Source organism: Streptomyces sp. NPDC002896, assembly GCF_040295225.1.
Classification (GTDB): domain Bacteria; phylum Actinomycetota; class Actinomycetes; order Streptomycetales; family Streptomycetaceae; genus Streptomyces.
The window spans coordinates 414,627-432,196 of the sequence record NZ_JBEOVA010000006.1; the positions used below are offsets into that span (position 1 = coordinate 414,627).

16 protein-coding genes and 1 pseudogene are annotated in these 17,570 nt (G+C 69.3%); 2 read left to right on the forward strand and 15 right to left on the reverse strand.

The window, feature by feature from the left end; translation table 11 throughout:
- The 11 genes and pseudogenes from ABT009_RS13460 to ABT009_RS13510 form a co-directional block, all read right to left on the reverse strand.
- Positions 1–870 carry a pectate lyase gene (locus ABT009_RS13460; protein WP_502989871.1) on the reverse strand — a complete coding sequence of 290 codons (870 nt, stop codon included), beginning with the start codon at positions 868–870 and terminating at the stop codon, positions 1–3.
- A gap of 57 nt (positions 871–927) precedes the next feature.
- Positions 928–1,290, reverse strand: a pseudogene (locus ABT009_RS13465) (RICIN domain-containing protein); the annotation flags it as partial.
- 267 nt (positions 1,291–1,557) lie between these two features.
- Positions 1,558–2,148 carry a sugar kinase gene (locus ABT009_RS13470; RefSeq protein WP_351292827.1) on the reverse strand — a complete coding sequence of 197 codons (591 nt, stop codon included), beginning with the start codon at positions 2,146–2,148 and terminating at the stop codon, positions 1,558–1,560.
- Positions 2,149–2,236: 88 nt separating this feature from the next.
- Positions 2,237–3,427 carry an ROK family glucokinase gene (locus ABT009_RS13475; protein WP_351292829.1) on the reverse strand — a complete coding sequence of 397 codons (1,191 nt, stop codon included), beginning with the start codon at positions 3,425–3,427 and terminating at the stop codon, positions 2,237–2,239.
- Between the two features lie 91 nt (positions 3,428–3,518).
- Complete coding sequence (locus tag ABT009_RS13480; RefSeq protein ID WP_351292831.1) at positions 3,519–4,385, reverse strand: ATP-binding cassette domain-containing protein; 867 nt, start codon at positions 4,383–4,385, stop codon at positions 3,519–3,521.
- On the reverse strand, positions 4,382–5,476 hold the full coding sequence (locus ABT009_RS13485) for an ABC transporter permease (protein ID WP_351292833.1): 1,095 nt from the start codon (positions 5,474–5,476) through the stop codon (positions 4,382–4,384). The genes ABT009_RS13480 and ABT009_RS13485 overlap by 4 nt, the downstream gene beginning before the upstream one ends.
- Entirely contained in the window at positions 5,473–6,486 is a 1,014-nt protein-coding gene (locus ABT009_RS13490; RefSeq protein WP_351292835.1) for a sugar ABC transporter substrate-binding protein, read from the reverse strand. Before ABT009_RS13490 ends, ABT009_RS13485 begins: the two co-directional genes overlap by 4 nt.
- A 193-nt stretch (positions 6,487–6,679) precedes the next feature.
- Positions 6,680–7,417, reverse strand: a complete 738-nt coding sequence (locus ABT009_RS13495) for a GntR family transcriptional regulator (protein WP_351292992.1) — start codon at positions 7,415–7,417, stop codon at positions 6,680–6,682.
- Between the two features lie 136 nt (positions 7,418–7,553).
- Positions 7,554–8,387 carry a carbohydrate ABC transporter permease gene (locus tag ABT009_RS13500; RefSeq protein ID WP_351292837.1) on the reverse strand — a complete coding sequence of 278 codons (834 nt, stop codon included), beginning with the start codon at positions 8,385–8,387 and terminating at the stop codon, positions 7,554–7,556.
- Entirely contained in the window at positions 8,384–9,403 is a 1,020-nt protein-coding gene (locus ABT009_RS13505) for a carbohydrate ABC transporter permease (protein ID WP_351292839.1), read from the reverse strand. Before ABT009_RS13505 ends, ABT009_RS13500 begins: the two co-directional genes overlap by 4 nt.
- Before the next feature lie 12 nt (positions 9,404–9,415).
- Positions 9,416–10,792, reverse strand: coding sequence for an extracellular solute-binding protein (locus tag ABT009_RS13510; RefSeq protein WP_351292841.1), 1,377 nt, complete (start codon positions 10,790–10,792; stop codon positions 9,416–9,418).
- Between the two features lie 291 nt (positions 10,793–11,083).
- On the opposite strand from ABT009_RS13510, the gene ABT009_RS13515 reads away from it, so the two are divergent.
- Positions 11,084–12,088: a LacI family DNA-binding transcriptional regulator gene (locus tag ABT009_RS13515; RefSeq protein ID WP_351292843.1), complete on the forward strand. Its 1,005-nt coding sequence runs from the start codon at positions 11,084–11,086 to the stop codon at positions 12,086–12,088.
- A 442-nt stretch (positions 12,089–12,530) separates the two neighbouring features.
- On the forward strand, positions 12,531–13,541 hold the full coding sequence (locus ABT009_RS13520) for a Gfo/Idh/MocA family protein (RefSeq protein ID WP_351292845.1): 1,011 nt from the start codon (positions 12,531–12,533) through the stop codon (positions 13,539–13,541).
- A gap of 114 nt (positions 13,542–13,655) precedes the next feature.
- On the opposite strand, the gene ABT009_RS13525 is transcribed toward ABT009_RS13520, so the two are convergent.
- The 4 genes from ABT009_RS13525 to ABT009_RS13540 form a co-directional block, all read right to left on the reverse strand.
- Positions 13,656–14,855, reverse strand: a complete 1,200-nt coding sequence (locus ABT009_RS13525; RefSeq protein WP_351292846.1) for a cytochrome P450 family protein — start codon at positions 14,853–14,855, stop codon at positions 13,656–13,658.
- A gap of 276 nt (positions 14,856–15,131) precedes the next feature.
- Positions 15,132–15,554: a guanyl-specific ribonuclease gene (locus ABT009_RS13530; protein WP_351292848.1), complete on the reverse strand. Its 423-nt coding sequence runs from the start codon at positions 15,552–15,554 to the stop codon at positions 15,132–15,134.
- A 235-nt stretch (positions 15,555–15,789) separates the two neighbouring features.
- Positions 15,790–16,425, reverse strand: coding sequence for a dihydrofolate reductase family protein (locus ABT009_RS13535; RefSeq protein ID WP_351292850.1), 636 nt, complete (start codon positions 16,423–16,425; stop codon positions 15,790–15,792).
- 169 nt (positions 16,426–16,594) lie between these two features.
- On the reverse strand, positions 16,595–17,419 hold the full coding sequence (locus ABT009_RS13540; RefSeq protein ID WP_351292852.1) for an AIM24 family protein: 825 nt from the start codon (positions 17,417–17,419) through the stop codon (positions 16,595–16,597).
- Between the last annotated feature and the right edge of the window lie 151 nt (positions 17,420–17,570).

Sequence of the window (17,570 nt, forward strand, 5' to 3'; positions counted from 1 at the left end):
TCACTTGTAGGTGATGTCCGACGTGCTGTACCGGCAGTACGTGCCGTCCGGGCCGGTGCCGAGGGAGGTCGGTTCGGCGCCGGAGTTGTTGCCCTTGAAGCGCTCGCAGACGGTGATCTTCCTGCTGCCGTCGCCCACGATGGTCACGCCCGAGATGGTGGCCGTGTCCCCGTAGTTGGCGTTGACGCCGACCAGGACCTTGCCGGGGCTGGTCGCCCTGACGTTGCTGATCACGATGTGGCGCTGGTACTGGGTCTTGCAGTTGCCGCACGAACGGGCCAGCTTGCCGAAGTCCTCGACCTGGAAGTTCTTGATCGTGAGCGTTCCGGCGCCGTTGAACTGGAAGACCTTGTCGTCCGCCTTCCTCGCTCCGCCGCCGTCGATGACATACGCGGCCGACGAGGACTTGCCCTTGAAGGTGGCCGCGTCCTCGCCGACGTCCTCCCACCAGACGTTCTGCAGCGTGCAGCTGCCCAGGCAGTGCACGCCGTCGGCGGCCGGGGAGCCGATGACGACGTTCTTCAGGGTGGCTCCGTCGGCGAGCTCGAAGATCGGGCCCTGGTCCTCGTCCTGGCTGCCGCTGCCGAGGGCACCGGAGCCGTAGAAGCGCTTCAGGCCGCCGTCGTAGGTGCCGGACACCTCGATGGTGGCGGTCACCGCCTTACCGGCGGTCGGGGTGGGCCATGCGCCGAGCGTCGTGCCGGAGGTCGTCGTGGCCGTCGGCGTCTTGGACGCCGTGGCCGATGCGGACGCAGAAGCGGTGCGACTCGCCGAGGCCGAGGCGGACGCAGAGGCGGATGCCGAGGAGGAAGGAGACGAGGAAGCCGAAGCCGAGGCGGAGGGCGAGGCCGACGGGGCGCTCCCCTTCACCGCCACCAGCGTCCAGCTCTTACTGGTCGCGCTGGAGCAGGAGTTCTGCTTCGCAAGCCCGTCCGCCACGTTCAGGCACTTGTCGCTGCCCGCGTTGACCAGGTGGTAAGCGTCGCCGGCCTGGGTCAGCTTCCAGACCTGCGAGGCGCTGCCGTCGCAGGTCTGCTGCTGGACCGCCTTGCCCGCGGACGTCGACGCGCCCTTCACTCCGGCGCACAGCCCGCTGTCTGCGGCCCTCACCGTGAACCCGTCCCCGGAAGTGGTCAGCTTCCAGGTCTGCTCGACGGCGCCGTCGCACGCCGCGGTACCCAGCTGGGTGCCGCTCGCCGTGGCGGCGGACGGCACCTCGAGGCACCCGTGGTCGGCGGCGTTCACCAGCTTGTACGTGCCCGCACCCGGCCCGGTGGCCGATGCCGACATCAGTACGCCGCCGGCTATCGCGCCCCCGGTCAGGGCGGTCGCCAGCGCGCCGATCAGCACGGTCCGGCGGCGGTTGGTCTTTCTGCGCCGAGCAGTGCGCAGGGCTGCTCTTGTACTCAAGGGGGTGACTTTCGTTAAGAGGGTCGGGAAGTCATCTCGGCCCTCTGTCGTCACGACCCGGGTGAAGGTTGCCGCTCCCCCGAAAATTTTTCGGCGCGCAGCCTCATGCGTCCAGCCTCACGCGCGAAGCCTCACGTCAGAGCGCCGTCACGGCGTCGCCCTGGAGACCACGTAGACCATCGGGTGCTCCGGGTCCGACCGGTCGACCACGACGTCCAGGGTCGGCTGCGGGCCCTTCTGCTCATGGGTGAGCCCCGACCAGGAGCCCGGCAGGGAGAAGTCCCAGCCGACGATCCTGCGGTCCCGTGGGCTGATGGCGATGTCCTCGTTCACGAGGGTGTCGCCGCTGGTGCCGATCTTGTCGAGGAACTTGTCCAGGCCCTTGTTGCTCGTGACGAACTGGACGTAGAGACGGCTGGTCTTCCAGTTGTTCGTCTCGTAGTAGGCGACGTCCTCCGAGTACGCCGGTATCGGCACGTCGTAGAGGCGGCGCTGCACCTTGGAGGGCCAGCCCGCCGTGAGGCCGGTGGCGGAGTACTTCGCCTCTTTGTCTTTGCCGCTGTCGCGGCTCTGGTTGGCCGAGATCACGAGGTAGCCGGCGGGGATGCCGATGAGCAGCACGATGATGAGCGCCGTGAGGAAGCGGCGGCGGACCACGTGCGGGCGGTCCTCGGGGCGGCGTCCCGGCACTCGGCTCTCGTCCGGCGGCGGCGACTGGCGGGGCACGACGGGCGTCACTGGGTTCCCTGGGTGGTGCGGGTGCGGGCTGGGTACGGTTCTGGCCGGCCGCGGTCGGTACGGACCGCGGTCGGGAGGGCGTGCGTCACTACTGCTCCTCCGCCGTGCCCGCACCGCCTCGCGCCTGCGCGTACCGCTCGTACCGTTCGTAGCGCTCGACGCGCCGCCGCTTCGCGCGCCGGAAGCGGCGGGCGACCAGGCGGGCCAGGTCGGCGGCGCCGACCATGCCGGCCTCCGGGCCGAGCTGGGCGCGCACGATGCGGGCCTCGGGACGGTAGCCCCGGCCTGTCAAGGTCCTCCGGAACGCGTCGCGGGCCGGGCCGATCAACAGGTCGTCGGCCGCGCTGACGCCGCCGCCGATGACGAAGCAGGACGGGTCGAGGGCGGCGGCGAGGTTGGCGATGCCGACGCCGAGCCACTGGCCGATGTCCTGGAGGAGCTCGACGCACATGGCGTCGCCCTCGCGGGCCAGCTCGGTGATGAGCGGTCCCGTGATGTCCGGGATGTTGCCCTTGACGTGCTCGATGATGTTGAACGCCACCGGGGAGTCGGCGGCGGCGAGCTCGCGGGCCTCGCGGACGAGCGCGTTGCCCGAGCTGTACTGCTCCCAGCAGCCGCGGTTGCCGCACGGGCAGCGGTGTCCGCCGGGCACGACCTGCATATGGCCGAACTCGCCGGCGACGCCGTACTTGCCGCGCTTGACCTGCCCGTCCTCGAGGATCGCGCCGCCGATGCCGGTGCCGAGCGTGATCATGACGAGGTGGTCCTCGCCGCGTCCTGCGCCGAAGCGCCACTCGGCCCAGGCGGCGGTGTTCGCGTCGTTGTCGACGAGTACGGGCACGGAGAGCCGCTCGGAGAGGCGGTCCCGGAGGGGCTCGTTGCGCCAGGACAGGTGGGGGGCGAACAGGACGCGGGCGCGGTCGGCGTCGACCCAGCCGGCCGCGCCGATGCCGACGGCGTGCACGTCGTGCCGGTCGGAGAGGTCCAGGACCAGCTCGACGATGGTGTCCTCGACGACCCTGGGGCTCTTGGACTTGTCCGGGGTCTCCGTGCGGAGCTTCTCCAGGATGTTGCCGTCCGCGTCGACGACGCCCGCCATCACCTTCGTACCGCCGATGTCGATGCCGACGGTGGGTACGCGGGGCGCCGTGAGGTGGGAACGGCGCTCGCGCGTTCCCACGGTCCGCAGGACGGTTGCGCGGCGGGAGCCTATCGGGGCGCCCGCTGCTCGGGAGGAGCTGAGAGCCCGGGGCAGTGCGAGGTCGCGGTAGGTGCTCATCGCGCCGATTCTGCCTCACGCCCGCATGGGGCTGCATGACGACGCCCGGCCTCCGGGGAGGCGAAGGCCGTTCCGGTCAAGAACATTTCGGTCATTTCACCCGATTCGATGCCGCTTCTTTCGAGTACCCAGTCGCGTCGGCGGACACCGTTGCCCGCTCCAGTTCATGGCGGAGGGCCTCCAGCTCCGAACCGCCCGCCATCTGCCGGGTGAGCTCGTCGAGGGTGATGCCGTCCTTGACGTGGCTGCCCGCCATGGTGCCGCGCTTCAGAAGGACGAAACGGTCGCCCACGAGGTAGGCGTGGTGCGGGTTGTGTGTGATGAGGACGACACCGAGCCCCGCGTCCCGGGCGGCGGCCACGTATTTGAGGACCACACCGGACTGCTTGACGCCCAGGGCCGCCGTCGGCTCGTCGAGTACGAGGACCTTGGCCCCGAAGTGGACGGCGCGGGCGATCGCCACGCACTGCCGCTCGCCGCCCGACAGCGTGCCGATCGGCTGGTCGACGTTGCGCAGGTCGATGCCCATGCGCAGCAGTGCGGAGCGGGTGGTCTCACGCATGTACGCAGTGTCGAGGCGCTTGAAGGGACCGGTTCCCTTCCTGGGTTCGGAGCCCAGGAAGAAGTTCCGCCAGACCGGCATCAGCGGGACGACGGCGAGGTCCTGGTAGACCGTGGCGATGCCGCGGTCCAGGGCTTCACGCGGGTTGCCGAGGCGGACATCGCCGCCATCGATACGGAAGGTCCCCGCATCGTGCTGGTGCAGCCCCGCGATGATCTTGATGAGAGTGGACTTGCCTGCGCCGTTGTCGCCGAGTACGCAGGTGATCTCCCCCGCGTGGACCTCCAGCGAGACGCCCTCCAGGGCACGGACCGTGCCGTAGTGCTTGCTGACGTCGTCGAGCTCGACGAGTGCGGGACGTGCCTCGGCGTCCACTGTCGTGGTTCCGGTGGTCATGAGGTGGCCTCCGCGCGCTTGCGGACCCAGGCGTTGAGCAGGGTCGCGAGGAGCAGCATCGCTCCGAGGAAGAACTTGAACCAGTCGGGGTTCCATTCGGCGAAGACGATGCCCTTGCTCGTCATGCCGAAGATCAGCGCGCCGACCGCGGACCCCACCGCGGAGCCGTACCCACCGGTGATCAGACAGCCGCCGATGACGGCCGCGATGATGTAGATCAGCTCGTTGCCGACACCCTCGCCGGACTGCACGACGTCGTACGAGAGGAGCAGGTGCTGGCCGGAGACCCAGGCGGCGAAGGCGACGCCCATGTACAGGCCGATCTTGGTCTTGGCGACCGGGACGCCGACCGCGCGGGCCGCGTCCTCGCTGCCGCCGACGGCGAAGATCCAGTTGCCCGCGCGCGTCCGCAGCAGGATCCAGGTGGCGACGGCGACCAGCGCCAGCCACCACAGGATGGTCACCTTGACGGTGACGCCGCCGAGGGTGAACTGGGAGGCGAACAGGGCGCGGGCGGAGGGGAATCCCTCCATGTCGGAGATCGACTTCGTGGAGACCGTGCCGCTGATCAGCTTGGTGAAGCCGAGGTTCATGCCGGTCAGCATCAGGAAGGTGCCGAGCGTGATGATGAAGCTCGGCAGCTTGGTGCGGGTCAGCAGTACGCCGTTGAAGAGCCCGAAGGCGAGCGTCACCAGCAGCGAGACGCCGACGCCGACCCAGACGTTCGCGGTCATCTGGTAGCTGAACATCGAGGAGATCAGCGCCGAGCTGGTCACCATGACGCCCGCGGACAGGTCGAACTCGCCGCCGATCATGAGCAGTGCGACCGGTACGGCCATGATGCCGATCGTCGACGCCGCGTACAGAACGGTGCTGAGGCTGGAGGCGCGCAGGAAACTGTCCGCGACGACGGCGAAGAAGAGGAAGACCGCGACGGCGCCGACGACCGAGCCGAGTTCGGGGCGGCCGAGCAGCCGGCGCAACGGCGAGGTTCTGAGCAGCCGTTCGTCCGGGCCGGTGCGGTCCGGCGCCGGGCCGGGCTTCCGGTCAGGCTCCGCGTCGGGGGCCTGGGCGGGGGTGGTGCCGGTCATCGGGTCCCCCGCTCCGTGTACTCGGCGAGCGCGGCGGCCTCGTTCTTCGTGATGATCTGCGGTCCGGTGAGGACCGGCTTGCCGCCGCCCAGCACGTCGGAGTTGTACTTGTACAGCCACAGCAGGTCGACGGCCTGGTAGCCCTGGAGGTACGGCTGCTGGTCGACGGCGAAGCCGAGCGTGCCGGCCTTGAGCGCCGAGGCGACCTTGGCGTTGAGGTCGAAGGTGTCGACCTCGGCCTTGCTGCCCGCGGTCTGCTTGGCCTTGACGGCTGCGTCCGCGTAGGGCGCGCCGAGCGTGACGACGGAGTCGATGGACGGGTCGGCCTGCAGCTTGGCCTCGATGGAGGACTGGACGTCGGGCATGCTCGTGCCGTCGACGTAGAGGTTCTGCATCTCGCCGTCGAATGTGTCGTCGGCGCCGGCGCAGCGCTGTTCGTGGCCGACGTTGCCCTGCTCGTGCAGGACGCAGAGCGCCTTCTTCTTGCCGCGCTTGTTCAGCTCCTCGCCCACGGCCTCGCCCGCGACGGTCTCGTCCTGGCCGATGTGGGTGAGCGCGCCGAACTCCTTGGACTCGGCGGAGCCGGAGTTGACGGTCACCACCGGGATCCCGGCCTTGACGGCGCGGGCCACGGCCGCCTTCATGGCGTCGGGCTTGGCCAGCGTCACGATGATGCCGTCGACCTTCTTGTCGATGGCGGCGTCGACGAGCTGGGCCTGCTGCTGGGCCTCGTCGCTGTGCGAGTACAGGAATTTGATGTTGTCCTTCACGGCGGCCTGCTTGGCACCGTTCTGGACGATGTCCCAGAAGGTGTCGCCGTCGCCGGAGTGGGTGACCATCGCGATGGTCCAGCGGGGGGTGTTCACCGCGGCCTTCCCCTCGGCGGCCGCGGCCTTGCGGGCGTCCTCCGCGCGCTTGCCGCCGGTGCTGCTGCATCCCGCCAGGGACAGCCCGAGCGCCGCCACCAGCACGGCGCCCACCGCACGTACCCCTGTCCGAACCCTTGCCACGACGCCGCGCCCTTCCTGAACTCTGCTCGATCGTCGGGGCCGGATGTTCTCCGGCCCCGAACGACTCATTATCGAGGACAGAAATCCGCTATACGGACACCGGGTGCTGTGCACAAGGTCACGTACGGGCGGCTCCCCGGGCCTTGGGAAGGCGTGCGAACAGCAGGAATCAGGGCCGTACGAGCAGCTGGAATCAGGGCCGTACGAGCAGCTGGAACTCGAAGGAGTAGCGCGAGGCCCGATAGGTGTGCGAGCCGAACTCGACGGCGCGGCCCGTGTCGTCGAAGGTCGTGCGCTGCATCGTGAGCAGCGGGGCACCCTCGGGCTCGGTCAGCCGCTCGCCCTCCTCGGCGGTGGCGGAGCGGGCGCCGATGGTCTGGCGGGCGCTGTGCAGCGTGATTCCGGCGGCGCGCATCAGCCGGTAGAGGCCGGTGGCCTCCAGTTGTGCGGTGTCCAGGGCGAGCAGGCCGCGGGGCAGCCAGTTGCAGAGGTACGCCATGGGCTCGCCGTGGGCCAGCCGCAGCCGCTCCACGCGGTGCACGTCACTGCCCTCCGCCACCCCGAGGGCGGCGGCGACCTCGGCGGACGCGGGCTCGAGGACGTTGCCCAGGACACGGGTGGCCGGGCGCTGCCCGGCCGACTCGAGGTCGTCGTAGAGGCTGCTGAGCTCCAGCGGCCGCTTGACCTGGCTGTGCACCACCTGGGTGCCGACGCCACGGCGGCGTACGAGCAGGCCCTTGTCGACGAGCGACTGGATGGCCTGGCGGACGGTCGGCCGGGACAGGCCGAGCCGCGCGGCGAGTTCGATCTCGTTGCCGAGGAGGCTGCCCGGGGTGAGCGTCCCGTGCTCGATCGCCGCTTCCAGCTGCTGGGACAGCTGGAAGTACAGCGGGACCGGGCTGTTGCGGTCGACGCTCAGTTGGAGCGACACGGTGGCATCGACTTCTGGTTTGGGCACGGAGCGAGCGTAGTCGTAGGTAAATGATGACGGGAAGTTGAGAGGTTCTGTTGTCCGGACAACCGCACGATGCGCGCGTGACATCCCTCACAGCCCACGGCGGCCTGGGTCATCGCGTCGCCCCTCTGGTGAACCCGTTGTAGATGTACCGCTGCAGGAAGAGGAAGGCGATCAACGTGGGAAGGATCACCAGCACCGCGCCCGCAGAGATGGTCTCCCAGTGCGCCCCGAAGGGCCCCTTGAAGCGGAAGAGCGAGGTCGAGATCGTGCCCAGTTCCTCCGACGGCATATAGAGGAACGGGATGTAGAAGTCGTTGTAGACCGTGATGCCCTTGATGATCACGACGGTCGCGATGGCCGGCTTGAGCAGCGGGAAGATGATCTTCCGGTAGACGGTGAAGGCGTTCGCGCCGTCCAGTCGCGCCGACTCGTCCAGCGAGACCGGGATGCCTCGGATGAACTGCAGGAAGATGTAGATCGACACGATGTCCGTGCCCATGTAGAGCAGGATCGGTGCCCACCGGCTGTCGAAGAGGCCGAAGCTGTCGACGATCTGGAAGGTCGCCACCTGGGTGGTCACGCCGGGCACCAGCGTCGCGATCAGGAACAGCGCCACCACGAGCTTCTTGAGGCGGAAGTCGAACCGGTCGATGGCGTACGCGGTCATGGACCCGATCACGACTGTTCCGGTGATCGCGAACACCAGGATGAAGGCGGTGTTCCCGAACGCCGCCAGCATGTGACCGTCCTGGAACGCCGTCGCGTAGTTCGACAGGTTCAGCCAGTCGTCCGGCACTGCGAGCGCGCCGCTGCCGTCCGCCATCTCGTTCGATGACTTGAGCGAGGTCAGGAAGACGACACCGAGCGGCAGCAGCACGATGACGGCGGCCAGGACCAGCGAGGCGTACTTCAGTGTGGCGGCCGTGGCCGCGCGGGGCGTCATACGAGATCCACCTTGTCGTCCGGGACGAGACGGCGCTGCACCCAGGTCACCAGCAGGATGATCAGCAGCAGGACGACGGCCGCCGCTGAGGCGAGGCCCGTCTTGTTGAACTGGAAGGCGAGCTTCACGGTCTGGATCACAAAGGTCTCGGTGCCGGTCGCACCCCCGGTCATGATGTACGGGACTTCGAACGCCGACAGCGAGCCCGAGATGGCCAGGATGGCGCTCAGGGTGATGATGGGCCGGATCCCGGGCGCGATGATGTGCCGGAACTGCTGCCAGCGGTTTGCGCCGTCGAGTTCCGCGGCTTCGTACAGCTCACTCGGGATGGACTGGATCGCGCCGAGGAACAGCACGAAGTTCAGGCCCATGTAGCGCCAGACGGACACCCCGGCCAGCGAGACGTTGGCCGATGTCGAAGTGCCCAGCCAGGCGCGGTCGGGGTCGGCGCCGAAGAGGGCGAGCACCGAGTCGAGCGTGCCGCCGTCCTGGAAGAAGTACAGGAACACGAATCCGATCGCGACCCCGTTGATCAGGTACGGGAAGAACAGCACGCCTTTGAAGAAGTTCCGGCAGCGGGTGTTGAAGCTGAGGATCGTGGCGAAGTAGAGCGCGGCTGCGATCTGCGCGACCGAGCCGGCCAGGTAGAAGAGGCTGACGAAGAACACCTGGAACAGCTCGGGCCGCGTGAAGATGTCCACGTAGTTCCCGACACCGGTGTACGCCAGGTCGGGACTCACGCCGTCCCAGTCGGTGAAGCTGTACGCGACCATGTTGGCGACGGGGGCGTAGGTGAACGTCACCAGCAAGGCCAGTGCGGCGGCCATGAACAGCCAGGGCGTCGCCCCCCGCAGCAGGCGCGCGCGCCAGGGGCGGGGGGCGGGACCGGGCAGGGCCACCGGAGCCGCCGCCCTGCCCGGCCGGTCCCTCCTCCCCCAGGCTCGCGACTTCGCCCGAGCAGGGGGTTCCCCCACGGAGGCCGCTTTGGATGTGGCCTCGGATGCGGTGTCGGTCATCGGGTGCGCCCCTTAGGAGCCGGCCGTCTTCGCGGCGTCCGTCCAGCGCTTCGACAGGTCCGCGAAGAAGTCGTCCACGCTGCCCTTGCGGGCGCCGCGGGCGAGGTCGACGAGGTCCTGGCGGTAGTCGGGCTGGTAGATGCCGACCTCCGACGCCTTGTCGATCTCCTTGACGACCCCGCCCTTGGTGTCGTCGATCTCGAGGAACTTCACGCCCGCGTCCTCGTACGGCTTCAGCACCTCGGGCAGGGGCGCGCCCTTGACCGGGGACAGGGTCAGGTTGTCGGCCGGGAACCCGGACTTCTCGGTGAACCAGTCGATCCAGGCGCGGGCCGCCTCCTTGTGCTTGGAGTGGATGCTGACGGCCTGGTTGTAGTCGGGCGAGAGCGTCGCGCAGAACTTGCCGTCCACCTGGGCGGGGAACGGCATGAAGCTGATGTCGTCCGGGTCGGTGCCAGCCTGCTCGGCCGCGGCCCGCATCTGGGTGATCGCCCAGGAGCCCAGCCACATGGTGGCGATCTCGCCCTTCGCCAACTTGGGCTTGGAGCCCTCCCAGTTGGTGGTGGTCGGGTCCTTCTCGATCAGCTTGTCGTGGACGATGTTGTAGAGCAGCGTGTCGCCGGTGCGCAGGTCGGCGCCCTCGGCCCAGGGGTCGGAGTCCGTGAGCCGGGCGGTCGCCTGGACGTCGCAGCTGACCGAGCCGTTGACGTTCGTCCACTGGGTCAGCGGCCACATGTCCTTGAAGTTCGTGTAGTACGGGACCGAGTCCGTCTTGGCCTTGATGGCCTTCAGATCGGCCAGGAACTCGTCCGGCGTGGTGGGCCAGTCGGTGACACCGGCCTTCTCCCACACCCTCTTGTTGTAGACGAACCCGGGGACCACACCGTTCGGGCTCTGCCCGTAGACCTTGCCGTCGACCGTGGTGAAGTCGGTGAAGTGGTACTTCTTGCTCCGCTCGGCCTGACTGCCCAGCGAGGCGAAGAACTTGGGGTAGTCGTTCTTCTTGATCACGGCCGGGATCATTAGCACGTCGCCGTAGTTGTCCGTGTTCATACGGATCTTGACCTCGCCCTCGTAGTCCGTGAGGGCCTCGAACTCGACCTTGACGTTCGGGTAGGTCTTGTTGAACTCGGCGGCGTACTTCTTCATCGTGCCGTCCTGCACCAGGTCCGTGCGGTGGGTCAGGACCTTGATGCTCCCGGAGACCTTCTTCGGGTCGTCGGGCGCCTTCGCCTCCTCGCCCTTCGACGAGGCGCCGCTCCCGGTACAGCCCGCAGCCAGCAGTGCGGCGGCAAGGAGAGCCCCGGTGAGCGCGGTCCTGGCGCCGGCGGACCTTCTTGCGGTACGGAGTCTGCCGGCGTCGGCGAACCTGTTCCTGGCGGTGGTCATGGCGGCCCTTCGCTCGGCGGGGGAACCTCCCAGGCCCTCAGGGCACTGCGGGAGGCACGGATGACGGCACGGCAGCGGTCCGCACACTGCCGGTGCCCGTGAAATTAAGGGTGTGCAAAATGAAGTGTCAATCCCGTTGCAGGGATTGGGTGTTGAACGCCCGAGCGTGATTACGGAATCCCGCGAGGGATCTTCGCTGAACCGGTTCAGTCGAATATCGTCGAATCCCCCAGGTCCCCGGGCAACCGACGCCCCCGTCGCATTGCGAGGCAGTACGTGAAAAGACCCACCATGGCGGACATCGCCCGGCGCGCCGGCGTCACCAAGGCCGCGGTCTCCTTCGCCCTGAACAACCGGCCGGGCGTCTCCGAGCCGACGCGGCGCCGCATCCTTGCGATCGCCGAGGAGCTCGGCTGGCAGCCCAACAGCGCGGCGAGAGCGCTCTCGGACGGCAGGGCGGGCGCGTTCGGGCTGGTCATCGACCGTCCGGCGAGAACGCTCGGCATCGAGCCGTTCTTCATGCAGCTGATCTCCGGCATCCAGGGGGAGTTGATCCGCGACGCCACTCCCCTGGTCCTGACGATGGCCGAGGACCAGGCCGCGGAGATCGCTCTCTACCGGTCGTGGTGGGCCCAGCGACGGGTGGACGGCGTCTTCCTGGTCGACCTTCAGGCGGACGACGCGCGCGTGCCCGTCCTCGAGGAACTGGGGATGCCCGCGGTCGTCATCGGGGCACCGGTCGGCACGGGCCGGCTGCCCGCCGTGTGGAGCGACGAAGCCGCGGCCGTCCGGGCGGTCCTTGAGCATCTCGCCGGGCTCGGACACCGCCGCGTCGCCCGGGTCGGCGGCCCCGGGCGCCTGCGCCACACCGTGATCCGCACGGCCGCCTTCGAGGCGTGCGCACGGGAGTTGGGGCTCACGGGCCGGATCGTGGAGGCCGACTACAGCGGCGAGGAGGGCGCGGCGGCGACCCGGGCGCTTCTTGCGGACCCGGAGCCGCCGACGGCGATCGTGTACGACAACGACGTGATGGCCGTCTCCGGACTGACGGCCGCGCAGGCGCTCGGGCTACGCGTGCCGGCGGACGTGTCGGTGGTGGCTTGGGACGACTCGGCGCTATGCGAGCTGGTGCATCCGTCGCTCACCGCGCTGAGCAGGGACATTGCGGCCTACGGGGCCCGGGCCGCACGGCGGTTGCGGGAGGCCGCGGGCGGGCTTGGCCTGGGGGACGTACAGGACGCGGCGCCGACGCTCACGGTGCGCGGCAGCGTCGGCCCGCCGGGGGCCGTGAAGTAAACCGGTTTAAGTCATGCGGGGTCTCTTGACACTAAACCGGTTCAGCGCTTCACTGGCGAACCAGCACGGCACGCCCGTCCACAACGGGCCGCACTCACCATGTCACCCGTTCTCAGGGAGAGTTCGCCGACGCCGCGTCCTGCTGCCCGGATTTCCGGGGCCGCGAGAACTCCGCCTCGTACTACCGGCAGGCCCCGCGCACCTCGGCGGTGCGGAGTCCTCGGCGATGCGGAGTGAGGTGTCGCGGAGCCCCTGTCCGACGACTGAGCAAAACCTGGCCGTGAAACGTATGTGACTGACGTGATTGGTGTGAGCGCCGCAACGGACGTGCCTTGTGTGGCCTACGCGACACAAAACGACTATGGGTGTGTACCTGGAGAAGTGCCACGCATTTATCAGGACAAATATTGACAGCCTCGGACCCGGACGCCACGTTTGGGTCATGCGCATCGGACTCATCGGCGCCGGCCGCATCGGCACCTTCCACGCGGCCTCGCTCAGTCGGCACCGCGAAGTGGGCTCGCTGGTCATCACCGACGCCGACAGGCAGCGGGCGACCGGACTCGCGGACCGGCTCGGCGCGACGGCGGCACCCGGCATCGACGAGGTCTTCACCTGGGGCGTCGACGCTGTGGTGATCACCGCCGCGACGTCGGCGCACGCCGAGCTGATCGGCCGGGCGGCGCGCGCGGGGCTCCCGGTGTTCTGCGAAAAGCCCATCGCGCTGGACCTCGCCGGGACACTGGCCGCGCTCACCGAGGTGGACGCCGCCGGGACGGTGCTCCAACTGGGCTTTCAGCGGCGCTTCGACGCCGGGTACACGGCCGCGCGCGAAGCCGTACGCGGCGGACGGCTCGGGCGCCTGCACACGGTCCGTGCGATGACCTCCGACCCGGCACCGCCCCCGCCCGAGTACGTGCCGCTGTCGGGCGGCCTCTACCGGGACTGCCTCATCCACGACTTCGACATCCTGCGCTGGGTGACGGGCCACGAGGTCACCGAGGTGTACGCGACGGGGTCCGACGCGGGTCCACCCGTGTTCCGCGAGTGGGGTGACGTGGACACGGCCGCCGCGGTCCTCACCCTGGACGACGGCACGCTCGCCACCGCGACCGCCACACGCTGCAACGGCGCCGGATACGACGTACGCATGGAGCTCGCCGGCGAGCTCGACCAGATCGCGGTCGGCCTCGACGACCGCACACCGATCGCCTCCACGGAACCCATGGGCCCCCCGGCCGCGGACAAACCGTGGACGGGTTTCCTGGACCGCTTCGCCCCCGCGTACGAGGCCGAGCTCTCGGCCTTCGTCGACGTGGTACTCGACGAACGCCCCAACCCGTGCGACGGCCGCGAGGCCCTGCACGCGCTCCGCATCGCGGAGGCGTGCGAACTCTCGCGTCGCGAGCGGCGGTTGGTGTACCTGGAGGAGATCCCGGGCGCCGGGGCCTGAGCGGTCGTCACGGGCGCCGGGGGTATGAGGCCGTCCCCCGGCGCCGGTCCCACGACCGCTACCAGCGCATGACGTACAACCGGCTGCTACCAGCACACGACGTACGACCGACCACTACCAGCGCACCGGAAGCCTGCGCATGCCGCGGATCAGCATGCCCGGTATCCAGGGGCCGGGCGGCTCGCGGTCCACGTCCAGGACCAGGTCCGGGCAGCGGTCCAGCAGCGAGCGCAGCGCGACACGCGCCTCGATACGGGCGAGCGGGGCGCCCAGGCAGAAGTGGATCCCGTGGCCGAAGGCCAGGTGCCCCTGCGGGGCCCGGCGGATGTCGAACCGATCGGGCTCGGGGAACCGCTTCCCGTCACGGTCGGCGGCGGAGAGGCCGACCAGGACCGCCTCACCCGGCGCGATGGACGAACCCGCGATGTCGAGGGGTTCGGCCGCGAACCGGAACGTCGCGTTCTCCACTGGCCCCTCGTAGCGCAGCATCTCCTCCACGGCGCCGTCGAGAAGGCCCATGTCGGCACGCAGGGCGGCGAGTTGATCCGGGTGGGTGAGCAGGGCGTGCACACCGTTCGCGATGAGGTTGACCGTCGTCTCATGGCCCGCGACCAGCAGGAGATAGCCCATGCCGCGCAGCTCCTCGCGGGACAGCCGGTCGCCGTCATCCGCGGTCGTGCGGATGAGCGCGCTCAGCAGGTCGTCGCTTGGCGCGGTACAGCGCTTGTCCTCGATCAGATCGTCCAGATACGCGGCGAGCTCCACGATCGCCGCGTACTCGGCCTCGCCGCTGGTGGGCGCCACCACCTCGTTCGACATACGGCGGAACGCATCCCGGTCTATGTCGGGCACGCCGAGAAGCTCGCAGATGACGGTCATCGGCAGCGGGAACGCCAGCGACTCCACAAGGTCGGCGTTACCCAGCGGCACCATCCGGTCGAGCAGCTCATCGGTGATCTGCTGGACCCGCGGCCGCAGCCCCTCGACCCGGCGGGCGGTGAACTCCCGGGCCACCAGCCGGCGCAGCCGGGTGTGCTGGGGCGGGTCCGACATCAGCATGTGCGGCCCGATGTGCTCCACATCGAGCCCGATGTATCCGAGCTTGCTCAGGTCCTTCGTCAGGCGTGGATCGGCAAGGGCGGCGCGCGCCTCCTCGTACCCGACGACGAGCCATGCTTCCTGGCCCTCTGACGGCGACGGTGGCCCCAGCCTCACGCGGTGCACGGGCCCGAGCTCCCGCAGCTCCGCGTACACCGCATGCGGGTCGGCTGTGAACGCCTCGCCGTACTCGCTGAGATCGATCGGACCTGCCATGAGCTTCCCCCTCCAGCTCTTGCGACGTCGTCCCGCTCCTTCGACGGACTGAGATCGAATGTAGCCCGCAGTACTGACAACGCCCCGCAGGGCGACATCGTGCCCACGCCGCCGGCCCGGCCGCTTGGGCCGGTCGCCGTCCGCCTGCCTGGCCACTCGGTTAGGCAGGCGGCCGACAGCCCCGGCGGCCTCGGCCGGTGCATACCTCGCCCCGCGGCCGTTGGCGTGGGGGGTACCGCGGGGCGAGGATCCTGTGCGTCTCGGAAGGCCCGAGGGCTAGCAGCCGTAGTCGATCAGGTCGAAGGACGCGTAGTGGTCGGCGGTGTAGTAGTCCTCCTGGTACTCCTCACCGGTCACGATGCGACGGGCGCCGCGGGTGCTCGAGCCCGGGGTGATGACGGTGTACTCGTGGTAGTAGCCGGTGGTCTGCGAGGGCAGGATGCCTTCCCTGTTCTGGAAGACGCTGCCGTCCTGCGAGTACGGGAACGGGCCGCCCTGCTCGATGAGTTCGAGCGTGTCGTAGGCCTGGGACGGCAGGTCGGAGTAGCAGATGTCGCCGACCGCGGCGGCCGAGAACCCCGCCGAGACGGAGGCCGTCGACGGGGCGGGCGCCGCGGTGGCGGAGACGGTGGCCGGGCCGCCGATGAGCAGTGCGGCGGCGAGCGCGGTGACGCTGAGGATTCGTGGGGGGATTCGCATGGCAACAGTGTGACGCGCGTAGAGGATGACGTGTCAACGTCAAGTCGCGGGATTTTCCCGGGAGTTAACCCGGCGCGAGGGCCCAGCAATGCAGTTTCGGCCAACATCGTCAACCGGCGGAGCGCCGCCCCCGCGACGGCCCCGCGAGCACCGGAGCCGCCCCCGCCAGCCCTGCCGCGACCGGGCGTTCAGGGCCTTCGGGAGCGGCGACATCTCCGGTGCGGCTGTGTGGCGGCTACGCATTGCCTTCCAGCTCATAGGTGCCGTAGGTCGGCCGGCCCGCGAGATCGTACGAGTGGATGGCCACGCCCTTGCCCGTGGTGCGGGACTCGGTGAGGCGGAAAGCCGTCGGCACCGCTCCGTCCGCGAAGAGGCGGCGGCCCGTGCCCAGGACGACGGGGAAGGTGAGCAGGTGGACGGTGTCGATCAGTTCGTGGGCCATGAGCGACTGGGCGAGGGTGGCGCTGCCGTGAATCTGCAGCTCGCGGCCAGGTTGTTGCTTCAGCGCGGTGACCTGCTTGACGAGGTCGTCGCCGATGACGGTGGTGCCCTGCCAGTCCGCCTTGTCGAGGGTCGTGGAGGCGACGTACTTGGGCAGGGTGTTCAGCCGGGAGGCGATCGGATCGGCGGGGTCGGTGACCTTGGGCCAGTAGGCGGCGAAGATGTCGTACGTACGGCGCCCCAGGAGGAAGGCGTCCACCCGTTCGAAGACTTCGTCGATGAACGCGCCGGAGTCCTCGTCCCAGTACGGGACGGTCCATCCGCCGTGCTCGAAGCCGCCGCTGCGGTCCTCGTCGGGGCCGCCCGGGGCCTGGACGACGCCGTCGAGCGTGAGGAACTGGGTGAGGGTGATCTTCATGTCGGGTGCCATGCCTCTCTGGTCCGCGGGGCGCTTCTGGGGGCGCCACGCGCGCGTGCACTGTCACCTTTTCTGACTCCACGCTCACGCAGAACTCATCGGCGCGCGCGGCGGGCCCGGCGCCCCGGGTGGGCGGCCGAGGTTCGGCGGCCGTCGGGAGCCTTGGGGAGGCGTCGGCGGCCTATCCCACGTTCGTGGAGAAGAGCCCGCCCGTCGGCCCCTGCTTGTCGCCGCCCTGTGCCTTCTTCAGGGCGTTGGCGAGGCCCTCGATCGAGAGGGACTGCAGGATCACGCGGCCGTTGCCCTCCAGGGTGGCCAGGGAGAGGCCCTCACCGCCGAAGACGGCGTTCATCAGGCCCTGGCGGTTGAGGCCGCCGACGCGCTGGACGCCGTACTGGATGCCCTCCTCGAAGGCCACGACGCAGCCCGTGTCGACCTCGATGCGGCCACCGAAGTCGGCGGGGTTGAGGTCGATGAAGTTGCCCGCGCCGCAGATGATGACCGTGCCGCGGCCGGTGAACTTCTCGAGGATGAACCCCTCGCCGCCGCTGCGGCCCGTCTTTCCGCCCTGGAAGGCGATGCCGAAGTCGACGGTGGACTCGGCGGCGACGAAGGCGTCCTTCTCGGCGAACCACGCGCGCGTGCCGTCCAGTTCGAGGGCGCGCATCTCGCCCGGCAGCACGCCCGCGAAGCCGACCGTGCCTTCGCCGCCGGTCGACGTGAAGTACTGGAAGGCGATCGACTCACCGGCGAGCACGCGCTGGCCGACCTGCATTGCGGTGCCCATGGCCTGGCGGAGCATGCCGCCCATGCCGCCTCCGCCCGCGCCGGCGCCGCCGCCCTGGCCGCCGCCGTTGCCCGAAGGGCCCGACAGGCGGGTCTCCATCGTGACGTTCGTCGTCTTGAAGAGGAACTTGCCTGCCTCGCAGTAGACGGTCTGGCCGGGCTGAAGGCTGACGACCGCCATCTGCATGGCGTTGCCGACGATCTCTTGCTGCAGGGTCACGGTGGGTCTCCTGGACGGACGTGCTGGGTTCTGCTTCCGGCTGGTCAACGAATGTGGCGGACGGAACGGTTCCGCTTGCAGGAAGCGGTTTTGTCCCCACCCCGCCCCTCCCCGTAACCAGGGGCCAGCCCCTGGTTACGGGGGGCTTCGC